The sequence below is a fragment of the Spirochaetota bacterium genome, assembly GCA_030154445.1.
Taxonomy (GTDB): Bacteria; Spirochaetota; Brevinematia; order Brevinematales; family Brevinemataceae; genus Brevinema_A.
In genome coordinates, this window is sequence record JAGUQW010000012.1 from 1 (window position 1) to 14,911 (window position 14,911).

Consider the following 14,911-nt stretch of genomic DNA (forward strand, 5'->3'; position numbering starts at 1 on the left):
GAAGACGATCTAGAAGAGTTAGTGATAGAAGAAGAAGTTGAAGACGATCTAGAAGAGTTAGTGATAGAAGAAGAAGAAGAGTTATATATATCGAAATATATTTTTGGAGCTTTTCAAAATATATTAATGCAAAAATATACGGATGAATTACCAGATTTATTAGATAAATTTAAAATTTCTAAAATAGCTATTGCTGAAAATGATAATGGATTATTTGTATTTAATTACAATGATTTTAATATACCATTAAGTATTGATCAAAACAATCCACTATTTCAAGAAGTATTATCTCATGGTAATGTACTTTCTTTATTTGGAGATTTGACAAATTCTGAATATTTAGAAGACTTATTTTCATATGAGATATTAAGATCACTTCATGAATTATTTATCAGACCAATTATGGATAATAATGTAGTAATAGGGATCGTTATTTTAGCTCGAGATAGTGAACAAATAGAATTATCTCATCAAGATAAAAAAGAATTATTTATAGATCATAATTAATAAAAAAATCAATTTATTGGAGTTGTATAATGATAAAAAAAACAAAAATAGTTTGTACCCTAGGTCCTGCTGTAGATAATGTAGATATTTTATCTTCTATGCTTTTAGCAGGAATGAATGTTGCTCGTTTGAATTTTTCTCATGGGACACATGAAGAACAAGGTGGTAGAGCTGAGCGAGTACGAGAAGCTTCTAAAAAAACATCGATACCTGTAGCTATTTTATTAGATACTAAAGGTCCTGAAATTAGAACAAAATCACTAAAAGATGGTAAAGAAATATCTTTGACTCAAGGACAAGAATTCTTTTTTACTACAGATGATATTGTTGGTGATAACAAAGGCGTATCTGTAACTTATGCAGACTTTGTGAAAGATATGAGTATTAATAAATCTATTTTAGTAGATGATGGTTTACTTGCTTTTACAGTAACTAAAATTGAAGGTAATAAAGTATATACAACTCTTCTTAATGATGGATTTTTAGGTGAAAAGAAAGGTGTTAATTTACCGGATATGAAAATTAACCTACCAGCATTATCAGAAATAGATATAGCAGATCTTATTTTTGGTTGTTCAATTGGAATTGATTTTGTAGCAGCATCTTTTATACGTAAAGGATCAGATGTTCTAGAGGTTAGAAAAATATTAGATGCAAATGGTGGAAAAAACATCAAAATTATTTCAAAAATTGAAAATCAAGAAGGATTAGATAATTTTCCTGAAATACTTTTAGTGTCAGATGGTATTATGGTAGCTAGAGGAGATCTTGGTGTTGAAATTCCAATGGCTAAAATTCCATTTGCTCAAAAAAATATGATAGCACTTTGTAATGAAGTTGGAAAACCTGTTATTACTGCTACTCAAATGTTAGATTCTATGATTAAAAATCCAAATCCAACGAGAGCAGAAGTAACTGATGTTGCTAATGCTATTTTAGATGGAACGGATGCAATAATGCTTTCTGGTGAAACAGCTAAAGGCTTGTATCCTTTACAAGCTGTTGTTGCAATGACTAAAATTGCAAATGAAATTGATCCGTATATTGAATCAATGTCTGTAGATTTTGAAGAAAGAGTAGATATAACGGAGGCTGTTGCTAGAGGTACTGTAGAAGTTTGTAGTGCTTGTGGAGCAAAGGCTATTGCTATAGGAACACATACTGGACGCTCAGCACTTAGTGTACGAAAATATTTTCCAAAAGTACCTATTTTAGCAGTTGTTGATAATGAACAAGTCGCAAGACAATTACTTCTTGTAAAAGGTGTGTATAGTATAGTTGATGACACATTATCTGGACATGAAGAAATAGCAAGAGTAGCGTTAAAAGCTTGTCAAGAAGTCTTAAATCTTCAAAAAGGAGATACTATTGTTGTATCTTATGGACAAGAAATATTTACTTCTGGAACTACAAATAGTTTGAGAGTATTAGAGATTCGTTAATTTTTGTAATAATTTTATTAAAAAAAATAGATATAAAAAAAAGAGAGAAGTATAACCTCTCTCTTTTTTTATATCTATTTTTTTTTATTATGAACGTCCAAATACACTAACATAAAAACCAATTTCACCAGGTGCTGTAGTATCATTAATATAAACAAAACTATTTGGCATAGTATAAAATACACCTAGCTTATAAGTAAGGCCTAAAAATACAGCATCAGCATAAGCTCCTACACGATGACTAATAGTTAAAGCATCGTTAACAAGAGAATTAGATTCAAATATTCCATAGACTAATCCATAGTCTACACCAAAACCAACATTATTAATACGCCCACCTAAGGATAAAAATATATTAATATCAGGAATACTATTAAACCCTACAAGAGGATCTGAAACATTACCAGATTCTGCTCCTAAAGAAGTAATAGAAAAAGTTTGTTCAAAACCTCTAATTAATACATATTGACTTAGTCTAAAATAAATATCATCAAAAGAAAATACTTCACCAAAATGAGATGGAATATATATAGCAAAATATACATTAGCATACTCTAAAGTAGTATAAATACTTAAACCACCATGACCTTTAATAGCTGTAGAAACTGCACCAATTGTTGGTATAGCAACACCACCATAAAGTTCTAAATTCCAAAGTTCAAAACGAAATGTTGTTAATAAATCAATATTAAGATAATCAATACCATTATTTGAATCTGAATAAAGAACTAATTCAGGTTCATAACGGCCTTCTTGAATAGGAAAACTAAATGCTAAACCAGCTCCTTCTAATGATTTGTAACCATAATAATCTGAACCAGGAGTATAATTGTATTGAAACCCTCTTGGGATAACTTTATCTTCTCCAAGATATTTATACCTTCCATAAAATGTATGAAAGTTGAAAGTACTGGATGGAGAAATTGATAATTTTAAAGTGTCTAATTTTATAAGATCATTAAGACCGCTTTGTAAATTTAGATCTTCACCATTTACTCCTAGACTGAAAACAAGACCACTTTTATCTCCAACAACAATATTAGCCTCTGCATTATATGAAATACTTGGTTTAAGATTTTGGTTCATTTTCATGTGAAAATCTAAGCGAGGAAATTGAATACTAGTTTCTTGTGTAAAACCGATGTTTGTAAATTGTAAGAATAAGAGTAAAAGTAATAAAAACAACTTTTTATTCATTTGAGGCTCCTAGAATAATTATCAATATATTTATTGTTATAAGTTAGAGACATTATATAAGATTTAGTATGTGTATTATAAATTATTTTAATTATTATAAATTATTTTATAATAATTATCAAGATTTATCTACTTACTAACCGACTATATACTAACTGATAAATATTATTTTAGTAATATGTTATATGATTCGGTTATTTTCTAAATTTCTTGAGATAATATTTAAATTAATGAATGAGGGTGTATGAAACTAATTATAGGGGTCTATGATAGAGAAGTTTCACATAATTTAGCTGTGATTTTATCAAGTAAAAAAATCATTCCTATAGAAGCAGAGGCTTCTGAAGAAATTCCTTCTTTGTTGGAAATTCATCGTGGAGCTATGTTACTTTGTGAAGAAACCTCTATAGATTTTTATCAGAATTTATATGATAAAAATCTTCTGACCGATACTTTTCTTCTATATCATCCCAATTTGTCAACAACAGATCTTTTAAAATTAAGAAAATTTGGATTAAAATCATTAATTCCTTATACAGAAGATGCAAATACTATTATAGATTTAATTGCTAAACAACTAAGTCTTTTAGCGTCTTCATTAAAAAAAAATGATGCTAGTATTATGATTCCTAATATCAATATAGTAGATCAAAAAATAAACTCTAATAATATTGGTAATAAAAATCCTAATAATGTTGCAATTCATCTTGTCAATTCCAAACGATGGACATATGGTAAATTATTAGGGCTTAATAGTTCTAAAGTTTCAGTTAGTATTTACAATAAAGATGTGATTCAAGATTTATTGCAAGATAAAGCATCGGATAATATATTGATGTATTTACAAGGTCTTAATATCAGAGTCTTTGCTGATCTTGTAAATATCAATGATAATAATTTTGTATTTAGGTATCGTCAAATGTCAAAAGATGATGCTCAACGATTAGCCTATTTTATAAATCATTGTCAAAAAAACCCTAAAACAGAAACTTTAACAATGAATATCTAACAAATGGAGAAATAAATGTCAAAATTAAATATTCAATCACCTTATATATATGATAAGAAAAATATTTGGGAAGTCTCTAATAAAGAAGATATTTCAAAAATTTTTATAGAATCAGATAAATATAAAGTGTTTCTTGATGCTGTACGTACAGAAAGAGAAGGGGTTGAGTGGATTCAAAATCATGTAGAATCTCAAGGTTTTGTTAATCTTGAAAAAATCACATCAGTGAAACCTGGTGATAAAATTTATTATCAATTTGAGAATAAAAATATAACTTTAGTAATTATAGGACAAGATTCTATTAAAAATGGCGTAAATATTATAGGTGCACATTTGGATGCTCCAAGATTAGATTTGAAAGTAAGACCACTTATAGAAGAAAATGGTGTGGCTATGCTTAAAACTCATTACTATGGTGGAATTAAAAAATATCAATGGTTAAATATTCCTTTAGCAATTCATGGAGTTGTTATCAAACAAGATGGTTCAAAAGTAACTATCAATATTGGAGATAAAGAAGAAGATCCTGTATTTGTAATTTCAGATTTACTTCCCCACTTGTCTAGAAAAATTCAAGGTGAGAAAAAATTATTAGATGGTATAGAGGGTGAAAATCTTAATCTATTTGTAGGAACAATACCTATTGATAACAAAGATTACAAAGATAGAGTAAAAGCTTGTGTTTTAGAATATTTGTTTCATACTTATGGAATTATAGAAGAAGATTTGATTTCAGCAGAATTAGAAGTAGTACCAGCTTTAAAAACAAAAGATGTAGGATTTGATAGAAGTATGATAGGTGGCTATGCTCATGATGATAGAGTTTGTTCTTATTCTGCACTTTCTGCTTTAACACAAATAGATTCAACTCCTAAAAAAACAGCTATTGTTTTCCTTACTGATAAAGAAGAAATTGGTTCTAAGGGTATTACAGGTAGTGATTCTCAAGCTTTGCCTAATATTATAGCAGAACTGCTTTATAGGGAAGATAAACAATATCATGAAATAGAATTAAGAAGAGTGTTGAATAAATCTTGTTGTTTGTCAGCAGATGTTGGTGCCGCGTTAAATCCTCTGTTTCCTTCAGTTCATGATAAATACAATGCTTCTTATATGGGATCAGGTGTAATTATTAAAAAATATACAGGTGCGGCTGGGAAAAGTAGTGCTTCAGATGCTTCTGCAGAATTAGTCGCAAAAATACGTCGTATCTTCAATGAAAATGATGTAGTATGGCAAGCATCTTCTATGGGTAAAATTGATGAAGGTGGTGGTGGAACTATCGCTATGTTTATTGCTCAGTATGGAATTCCTGTTATTGACTGTGGAATTGGTGTAGTAGGAATGCATGCACCTTATGAAATCATTAGTAAAGCAGATTTGTATCATCTCATTAGAGGATACAAAGCTTTCTTTATAAATTCATAGTATCTAGGAAGTAATTCATGCAGTATAAATATCTTTATGGTCCTATACCTTCTCGAAGATTAGGGATTTCATTAGGCATAGATCCTATTCCTTTTAAAACATGTCCTTTAAACTGTATTTATTGTGAATGTGGAGCAACAACTGAATTTACTATGGAGAGAAAAGAGTATATACCTACTCAAGATTTGTTAAGAGAATTAGATCATTTTATGGCTCACAATCAATCTCCAGATTTTATTACCTTTTCAGGATCTGGAGAGCCAACTTTATATAAAGATTTAGGTTTTGTAATAGATTATATACACAATAATTTTTTACATACCAAAGTTGCGGTAATTACAAATTCTATTATGCTTGCAGATAAAATTTTGTGTCGAGAATTGATGAAAGCTGATTTAGTAGCACCTTCGCAAGATGCTATTAGTGAAGAAACATACAAAAAAATTGATGTTCCTATGAAAAATATTGATATTAATAAATTACCTCAATATTTGAGAGAATTTGCTATTGAATATATGTCCTTAGAAAAAAAAGAATTATGGATAGAAATATTTATCGTAGAAGGGATCAATGATACAGATCAAGAAATAACATTGTTTATTAAAGAACTAAAAAAAATTCCTTATTCGAAAATACAATTAAATCGTTTGGATAGAATAGGAACTAAATTAGATCTTAAACCAGCATCGATGGAAAGGCTGTATTATATACAAGATCGTTTTATAGAAAATGGACTAAAAAATGTAGAAATAATTGGTAAGTTTAAAAAACGAGATGAAATCAAATCTTATAATCAATCCTTAGAGGATATTATTATGACTTGTCTTACACGCCGATCTACATCACTAAAAGATCTTTTAATAATGACATCTTCTACAGTAGATGATATTGGTAAATATTTAGATGTTTTGGGTACTGAAAATAAAATAATTCAAAAAAATATAGATGGAGAAGTCTCTTATAAGATTTTTCATAAATAATATAATTTCATAATCAAAAAAGCACCTTATTTATAAAGGTGCTTTTTTGATTATGGGAAAATTTTTTATAAAAGTTTTATTTAGGAGATTCTATAAACTCTGTGATATGTTCTTCTATAAGTACAGGATGTTCTAGAAATGCATTGTGTGCTGATTCGGGATAGACATGTTCTCTTTTAAAAGAACTTGAAATAATATTAAAAGAATTAATAGAACTTGCTGGTGGTACAATAAGATCATTCTCTCCAGTTATTAACATTACAGGGATAGTAATATTCTTTAGATTAAATTTAGGGTCTGTTTCTAAGTTGCGTGTAGATTCATTATTTTTATCAAGTAGAATAAGTATCTTTTTAATTTGTGTCCCCAATATAACTGGTTCTAATAAAGGATCTGCAGTGAGTTTAGATGCTACTTCGGTAGTATATTTGTCATAATGAGTAAAACCTTGTATTATATCAGCTTTAGAAACATAAGAATTGTGTTTAATAAAAGAATCTAAATTTAAAGGGATATTATCTAAATAGAATTTTTTGATACCTTCCCATTCCTTACGAGAATTATTTGAAATATCAGAACGATTTAGATAAGGATCAATAAATTTTGTAATGATATTTGGAGAAATACTAGAGCTCATATTAACAACATTAAGAGCTGGAGATAACATCATAAGCCCTGTGAGTTTGTTTTGATTAATACTAGTATAAGCAGAAGCAATCATGCCCCCATAACTATGAGCAAACAAATAAATATTAGAATCAGGATATAGTGATTTTACCGAAGTAACTACAAGATCAAGATCTTTGACATTTTGATCTACAGTGATAGAGCTTTCTGATATTTTACCTCGAGCTCCACCAGAACCACGCTGATCATAAAATACCATACGGTATTTCTTACGAATACTTTCCCAAGCAGGGGCATAGAAATACACTAATCCTGAACCCCCTGGTCCTCCATGGACAAATATAATAATATCTTTGCTGTTAGTTCCTGCAATCAATACAGGTAGAGATGCTCCTGCACTTTGGACATAATATAATTTTCTACTATCTTCATAAGGTTTAACAGAACAAGATGTTATAAATACACTAATAAATAATACTAATAATATCATTTTTTACCTCCTACAAAATCAAATTTATAACTTAAGCTAGCTCCATACATAATAAAATGTTTGATAGTAAAATTAAATGGGAATTGCATGCGATACCCTAAAAATACAGCAAATTTGAACGGTTGCATAAATTTTTTGTTAAAATCATAACCCATTCTAAGACCAGAGGAAAAAATTCCGTAAGGTTGGCTGATAAAATTGTCTTGAAATCCTTTTTCAAGAGTAAATACAGGGGTTTGGAAAAATTCAGAAGCAACTCCTAAACCTGTTTCTAAAGAAAATAAAAATCCTCTTTTGGTACTAAGTGAATATTGTAATTCTACAATACTACCAAACAAAATAAAAGGTGCAACAGGTTGGAAAATACTACTTGGAACAAAGGTAATAAGCGATGTTTTGACAGATAAAGTGTTTATTCCTTTTGTATAAAAGGGAATAATAAAATCAAGATCAAAACCACCAAAAGCGATATTAAATGAATAAGCTGTAACACCAAATTCTAGCTGAAAAGCTGGTTTGGTATTAGTATTTTCTTGAGCATAAATGTCGACGCTGAAAATAAGTATTAATAATAAGAGAAAATTTTTTTTCATATAAGAATTCCTTTTTTATAAGTAATATTAAATATTATAGTAACATTATATAATATATTATTATAAAAATCTACCTTTGAATGATTTATTTTAGTAAAATACCTTTAAAATGTTGTTTTATATAGGTATACAGTAGTTTTTTGTTTATATATTTTTGAAGATATATAAGATATAAATAATATATATCTTTAATATATTGACAAATATGATCAATAATGTTATAATATTCTCATAAATGGAGAGATGGCTGAGTGGTCGAAAGCGGCTTCCTGCTAAGAAGTTGTCCTGGATATTACGGGACCATGGGTTCGAATCCCATTCTCTTCGAGACCTTGTTAAGGCAAAAATTAAACCATCATAGAAATATGATGGTTTAATTTTGTAATAAATTTATGACGAATCTTCTAGGTAATGTAGAAGATTTTTTTTGATTTTGTATATTATTTTTTATTAAGTTTTTTTGTACTTAGATCCTACAAAACAAATATAAATAGCGATTAAATAATAAATTAGTAAGTACTTATCTTAAGGTTTTGAATGGAAAGTGATTTTTTTTAATAAATACATTATATAATTATCACCAGATTTTAATACTTCTACATTTATATTTTTTTCTTGATGTTGTTCTCTCTCTCGTTGTTCTTTTTCTCGTTGTTTACGCTCTTTACGCTCTTGTTTTTTATTTTGAGTATATAGATATTGTATCCAAATAAGTAAAACAGGTAAGCCTATAGAACCAAAATTAACGATACTTTTATCTATCATCAGACTGGTATGATCAGGCAAATGATAAGTAGTAAGATATGATAGAAGTACAGATATCGTAATAAAGGTTATTGAAAGTATTGTTATACCCATGTGATTTTCCTTCCATAGTTAAAATTATAAGATAACGAGCAAAAATCATCCTAAATTAATGGGAGTCTTATAGTATATAAGTAGCGAATATCATGCCAAATATCTATGATTTCCTAAGATCCTATGTAAATATAATAGATAAAAATACTGAAGTCGAATCTTTATTCTCCCACCACACTCTCAATCTCTTCCTGACTAAGTTCGTAGAGGATATCAATTTTTTTGATATTTAATCAATTCGAAATCTTACATTTTCTCCTGTTTCATAAATTTCTATGATTTTTGATAATGTAGTTATTTCAAAAAATAATTCTGTTTTTGAAAATTCATATATTCCATTTTTAGCAGCAAGTAACTTCTTTAACATTGGATATATAATATTTTCATCATGTTTAATATATTCATCAACATCTTTTGTACTTGTTGCTAATTTATAACCTTTTTTTGTTCCAACAATAATAATCCCATATTCCCTTATTTTACCAATAATATTTGTTGTTAAAAATCTGTGGTTTATTTTACAATTAACAACAGATTCTAAATATGAAATTAAATTACTAGAATTAATAATCTGGTCGCTAAAAGTATTATTAATTAATAATTCTAACACTTCTATTCTTATTCGATAATCATTTTCTTGTTTTTCTCTATAATCACGAAAAAAGTAATCACATTTCTTTTGTTGGTAATTAAAAATTTCTTCATCTTTAACTGTAGTATTAATACTGGGTAGAATTTTATATGGAAAATAGTGAATATTAATAAATTGGTTTTTAATCATATCATAGCATATTTTTTCAAAATTTCCTGAAAAATTTTTATCAATATATTTAGTTAAAGTTCCTGAAACAATATCTGATATTTGTATTATTTCAGATTCTTTACTATCTACAAATTCATGAGTCCAATTTGTATCATCAAACAATGTTCTTTGAGTATAATTATTTAAATAACTGCTAAACTCTTCTTGAAATTCATCAGATCCTATTTTATCTGCATGAATAACTAAATCCATCTTTTTAGTATTAGCAAATATAGCTTGGTAAAATACTCTATTAATATATTTATAGAATGATTTTTTATAGGATAAACCACTATCTTGTTTCAAGTATTTTTTATCAACAACAAAAGCACAAAATTGTATGGGAAGTTTTTGTATTTTTTGTAAAGCTATTGTACGTCGTTTTGATCTAAGTTTCTTACTTTTTAACTCATGTTCTGGTTGCATATTTAATTCTTGTTTTAATTCTAAAATACTATTGCGTACAGTTAGCATAAGATCTTCATCAACGATTGTTGCTAAACAAACAAAATATTGACTGACATGATCTGTGTCAAAATTTAGAGCATTTGTTCCTGTTTCATCAATATATGCGTGTAATTGTTTAATTTTCTCCTCCACCTTACGCCCCCTCCACAATCTCAATCTCTTCCTGACTAAGTCCGTAGAGGGTATAGACGAGGATATCGATCTCTTGTTCTTCGGGGGTGGAGTCTTGGTTCTGTTCTTTTTTGTGCAGTATTGTTTGCACGAGCTCTGTTATCTGTTTCTCCTGTGCTGGGGTAGGTACTGGTATGGGGAGATTTTCAACCCATACTTTTTTCCATCGAAATGTTCCCATACCTGTTGCAGCACTTATTCTATGTAAACACCATTTTATACTTTTAGAGTTTAAAATACCTAATAAAAAATATAGATTTATAATATCACTAGTCATTATAAAAGATGTTGCCTCATTGTACATTTTAGATATATCTAAATGAAATTGATTATTATCACAAATCTCAATCCAAACAATCTTCGGCTTCTCGAAATCTTCTAAATAAGCACAGTTTCGAAGATTGTAAGGAGTATCGCCTTGATCTTGTCGTTTTATTATTTCTTTACTATAGTGATCGAGATGTTTTTTAATTGCTGGATATTTGTTAATATCTATAGGAGCAATATTTTTTAATTTCATGCCGTTATGTGTGTTTATCAACCACTTATCAGCGAACTCATAGGAGTAGCGTTTGATATCGCGTCCTCGGAGCAGAGGTTTGATGATCTCTTCAGATTTGGGATCTTCTTTTATTAATGCCGAACGCGTGTTCCCGTCTATGATAAATGCCTCATTATATCCTGTTAAAACACCTCTATTAATACTAATATCCCAGTCTTTGAGGGGCTTGCCAATCTTATTCATCTTGTTGAGGATAGTGGCTTCTTGCGGGTTCACGATAATCCAACTATCGCCTGTGAGCGTAGAGGTGATTTGTTTCCGTTCTGCTTTGAGTTTGCCGTGATCTATAGAGATGATTTTGTTGTGTAGGGTGTAGGCGGGGATAGTGTCTTGATAGGGACGATCATCGCGTCTCTCATAGCAAATGATATTCGTATCCACTGTCGCACTGTCAAACCATCCAGAACCCAAGTCCAAGACTTCGTGCGTGTAAGCGTTTTGACAGAGCCATGCTCTGGTGCTTTTTCCATAGCCGGAACGCATCCATTTGTTGGAAATAATAGTAGATACTATGCCTTTGTCTCGAATCAAATCAAAAGATTTCTCCATGAATAATTGATAAATATCGCCCGTAGACGCATAAGTAGCAAAAGAATCTCTATCAAAATTGTTTTTCTGCGACGATGTCTGCAAGGCAAAATAAGGCGGGTTCATAATAATCAAATCGAAACCAACAAATTCCCCCGTCTCGAGATTTAATACCTCTGGAAATTCATAACGCCACTCCATACTATTCGCAAAACGATCTTTGGTGTATCGGGCTTTTTTGATAGTTTTGTTCGTGAGATCGCGAATGTTATCAGTTATCTCCGTGAGATAGTCTTGCTCTGGCTCTTTGTCTTTGATAAGGATAGCAATTTTGTTTTGATATTCTTTGCTGGCTTTCTTATTTTTGTCGGATATTGACATTCCTTCTATAGGAGAAGTTAACAAATCAGTGGCACGCTCTTTGAAAGTTGTTATTAGATCTTCGATGACTTTTATTTTGTTTTCTATGTTTTCTTTTTGGACATTACATTTGAGAATTTCTATCTTTCTACGATATTCGGATTTTTCGTCACCGCTGGCTTCTTCTTTGTATTTGGTGATAAGCGTGTGATATTCTTGTAAAAAATTTATCTCTTTGGGCGATAAAATACGCTTGTCTCTAATATCAAAACGATGAATCAAGCTATTACCTTCTTTGATGTTGATGTCAATATTGGGAAGTGTTTCGAGATGTGTCGGCTTGTATTCTGGAGTGACATGATAATAAGTGTGTTTCAATAGTTCTATCCATAATCTTAGTTGACAAATCATCACGGATTTGGGATTGACATCCACGCCAAACAAACAATTCTCAATTAAAAATTTCTTCTCTTCAAAAATAGCTTCTTGTAATTTTTGTTTTTCAGCATTGATCCTGCCATTAGACACCTGATAAGTGCAAATCTTGTTGTTGTCATCCAAAATTAATAGTTCATCGTTTTCGACAAGGATGGTATATTCGTTTCGTGATACTTTCCTTTCGTCTTTATAACAAAATAAGCCTAGCTCGTGTTTGAATTCTATTAATTTGTTCAACACCGATACAACAAAATGTCCACTACCAACGGCTGGATCACAGATTCTGATTTTGTTGAAGGTGCTTACTAGTGATTTGTCATTTTGTGTGATCTCTTTTAAATCCTCCCACGATGGGATATCGCGATCTAACTCTCTCCTGAAGAGATTGATAATGCTTTCTTTGACACTGGTCGTGGACATATAATGTGTGATTGCTTCAGGCGTAAAATGAGCACCTTCTTGGTAGCCGTTTAATTTTTCGAATACCAATCCTAATACTGCTGAGTTGATCAATGGCTTGGCTTCTTCTTGGATAATATTATCGCAAGATCCGAAATCATAGCTATTCAAAAAGTCTAATAAATAATGTAATACAGATACTTGAGTATTGTTTTTGTCAGGCATTTTATCATGTACAGAGATATCATAAAGAAAATGCTCATCATCCTGTAAATCAAATAGAGAGCTATTTAAATAGGGAATTTTAATAAATTCTGGAGTGATAGAACCTCTTTCTTTTTTGGCTAAGACTTTAAAAAATAATTCTTTGAGGCGGGAGAAATCTTGGATGATATCTTTATTCAAAAAATGATAGCTAGAATCTTTGGGATGTATCGTGATTAGTGAAGCTTCTAATAATTTCAAAAATAAAATTCTATTAATAATCAATAATAGATAGCGTAGTTTTTCATCTAAGTTTTGTAAGCTTGGATTTACTTTACAAATAAGTTTGATGAGGGTGTGAGGGGTAGAACTTTCTTCGATTTTGTTGGTAGTTTCTTTGGTGTTTTTTTCTTCTAATCCCAAAATATATAATAAGTTTTTATAAAATTTTTGATCCAAACTATTTGCATCAGTAGTGTGAGCTTCTTTGAGGAGAGTATAGGGTGAGAAAAAACGATACAATATAATAACTTTTTCTATATCATCTTCATTGTCTATATCAAGCTGAGTATAGTCGTTTAAATTGAAATAATAAACTAGTTCTTGTAAATTTTCAAAAAATGAAGGGGCAGCATTTTTTACTTGAGCATAGAAAAAATCAACATTTTTGTCAGTGAACAATCTTTCAGAAAATTGTTTATGGGGTTTTTGAAAAATTTCTGTAGCTTTTTTGAAATCTTGAGCATCAAAAATAAACCACTCTATACCATTAGTAATAATAAGATTTTTGACAAGATAATTGTTATTTTCTTCTTCTTGATAAAAATAATGAATCAATTGAGCTAATGATTTTTTATTGAAATCATCTTTGCTAATCATATCAGATAATTTATGAGGATCTTTAGTTTCTATGATAACATAAGGTTTTTTACTTTTGTCTGTTCCATGATAGAGAGCTAGATCTATTTTATTATAAACATTACAGTCATAATTTGTGGGATGATCCTCTTGAAAAAAACGACCACTGAGCGTATGATTCTGTAAAAAAGTGCTGATATTATTTTTATGAAATTCTTCTGTTGTGTTAGAATTATCTTGTAATTTTTCATATAGGGAGTTGATTTCATCAAGAAATTTTATTACAAATTTCTTGGTTAAAGTTTGTTTATTATATCCTACAGGAATTAAATTAAGTATTTCTTTCATTATTAAATCCCTTGTTAAAATTTCTAAAAATATTTAATACAATTATAATATTAAATATTTACACTAGGAAAATATACAGTTTTTTTCAATCTGTACTATTTGAGATACAGTGATACGCACAAGCTATTGCAAATGCTAAGGCTTCATCACAATCTTTTGCTGGTTGCATTTTGTGTTCAGTGACATAAGCTTTAGCTCCTCCCTTTTTTTTGGTTTCTTTCAAAAAATTTTGTTTGTTATTATATTCTCGTACTGGTTTGCCCTGTAAATAAGTGACAGCTTCAAGATAAGATTTTCTTCGATTATCAACATTATCAATTTCGTAACCAGCTATTTTTAAAGCTATCTTATCAATATTATAAATAGCATCAATTTTTTTGAGTTCTTTATCAAACCAGACTAGAGTCTGAGCGGGGATATGTTGCTCTGCTTTGAAACAATCTTCAGGAATAGATATTCTATGGTTATCATCTGTACTAATAAGAGTAATAAGCTCTTTTTCGTTTTTGTGTATAACAGCGAAGTGAACTCGTTTTTTTCTAATACATATACCAAGTACAGTCATGATTTTTCCTTACTTTGGAGATCCCAAAGATTTATTACTATCAAATTTTTATTATTATACATTGATTATTTTAAAAA

At 29.5% G+C, this 14,911-nt stretch carries 12 protein-coding genes and 1 tRNA gene; 6 read left to right on the plus strand and 7 right to left on the minus strand.

The genetic code is table 11. The features are described 5' to 3' along the window. Both KFW21_05775 and pyk read left to right on the plus strand, forming a co-directional pair. Positions 1–507 (plus strand): hypothetical protein (locus KFW21_05775; GenBank protein ID MDK2818939.1); only part of this gene is annotated, 507 nt, incomplete at its 5' end. 32 nt (positions 508–539) lie between these two features. Beyond that, positions 540–1,949: a pyruvate kinase gene (pyk, locus tag KFW21_05780; protein MDK2818940.1), complete on the plus strand. Its 1,410-nt coding sequence runs from the start codon at positions 540–542 to the stop codon at positions 1,947–1,949. Between the two features lie 87 nt (positions 1,950–2,036). On the opposite strand, the gene KFW21_05785 is transcribed toward pyk, so the two are convergent. Then, a complete protein-coding gene (locus tag KFW21_05785; GenBank protein MDK2818941.1) occupies positions 2,037–3,146 on the minus strand; it encodes a hypothetical protein in 1,110 nt (369 codons plus the stop codon). A gap of 244 nt (positions 3,147–3,390) precedes the next feature. On the opposite strand from KFW21_05785, the gene KFW21_05790 reads away from it, so the two are divergent. Genes KFW21_05790 through KFW21_05800 form a run of 3 tightly spaced genes read left to right on the plus strand, consistent with a single transcriptional unit; the run spans position 3,391 to position 6,563 of the window. After that, the gene (locus tag KFW21_05790) at positions 3,391–4,155 is read left to right on the plus strand and encodes a hypothetical protein (protein ID MDK2818942.1); all 765 of its coding nucleotides are present in this window, start codon (positions 3,391–3,393) and stop codon (positions 4,153–4,155) included. Between the two features lie 15 nt (positions 4,156–4,170). Beyond that, positions 4,171–5,583 (plus strand): aminopeptidase, encoded by a 1,413-nt coding sequence (locus KFW21_05795; GenBank protein ID MDK2818943.1) that lies wholly within the window; start codon positions 4,171–4,173, stop codon positions 5,581–5,583. Positions 5,584–5,600: 17 nt separating this feature from the next. Further along, positions 5,601–6,563 (plus strand): radical SAM protein, encoded by a 963-nt coding sequence (locus KFW21_05800; protein ID MDK2818944.1) that lies wholly within the window; start codon positions 5,601–5,603, stop codon positions 6,561–6,563. 76 nt (positions 6,564–6,639) lie between these two features. Here the strand turns inward: KFW21_05800 and KFW21_05805 are convergent, their stop codons facing one another. Then, positions 6,640–7,680, minus strand: coding sequence for an alpha/beta hydrolase (locus KFW21_05805; GenBank protein MDK2818945.1), 1,041 nt, complete (start codon positions 7,678–7,680; stop codon positions 6,640–6,642). Then, a complete protein-coding gene (locus tag KFW21_05810; protein MDK2818946.1) occupies positions 7,677–8,273 on the minus strand; it encodes a hypothetical protein in 597 nt (198 codons plus the stop codon). Before KFW21_05810 ends, KFW21_05805 begins: the two co-directional genes overlap by 4 nt. A gap of 237 nt (positions 8,274–8,510) precedes the next feature. Between KFW21_05810 and KFW21_05815 the strand changes: the two genes are divergently transcribed. Beyond that, positions 8,511–8,600: transfer RNA gene (locus tag KFW21_05815), tRNA-Ser, on the plus strand. Positions 8,601–8,798: 198 nt separating this feature from the next. Here the strand turns inward: KFW21_05815 and KFW21_05820 are convergent. From KFW21_05820 to KFW21_05835, 4 genes are all read right to left on the minus strand, one after another. Then, positions 8,799–9,131, minus strand: a complete 333-nt coding sequence (locus KFW21_05820; protein ID MDK2818947.1) for a hypothetical protein — start codon at positions 9,129–9,131, stop codon at positions 8,799–8,801. Positions 9,132–9,360: 229 nt separating this feature from the next. Next, a complete protein-coding gene (locus KFW21_05825; GenBank protein ID MDK2818948.1) occupies positions 9,361–10,533 on the minus strand; it encodes a DUF3800 domain-containing protein in 1,173 nt (390 codons plus the stop codon). 1 nt (position 10,534) lies between these two features. Beyond that, on the minus strand, positions 10,535–14,269 hold the full coding sequence (locus KFW21_05830) for a class I SAM-dependent DNA methyltransferase (GenBank protein ID MDK2818949.1): 3,735 nt from the start codon (positions 14,267–14,269) through the stop codon (positions 10,535–10,537). Positions 14,270–14,354: 85 nt separating this feature from the next. Further along, positions 14,355–14,834 carry a hypothetical protein gene (locus KFW21_05835; GenBank protein ID MDK2818950.1) on the minus strand — a complete coding sequence of 160 codons (480 nt, stop codon included), beginning with the start codon at positions 14,832–14,834 and terminating at the stop codon, positions 14,355–14,357. Positions 14,835–14,911 lie beyond the last annotated feature (77 nt).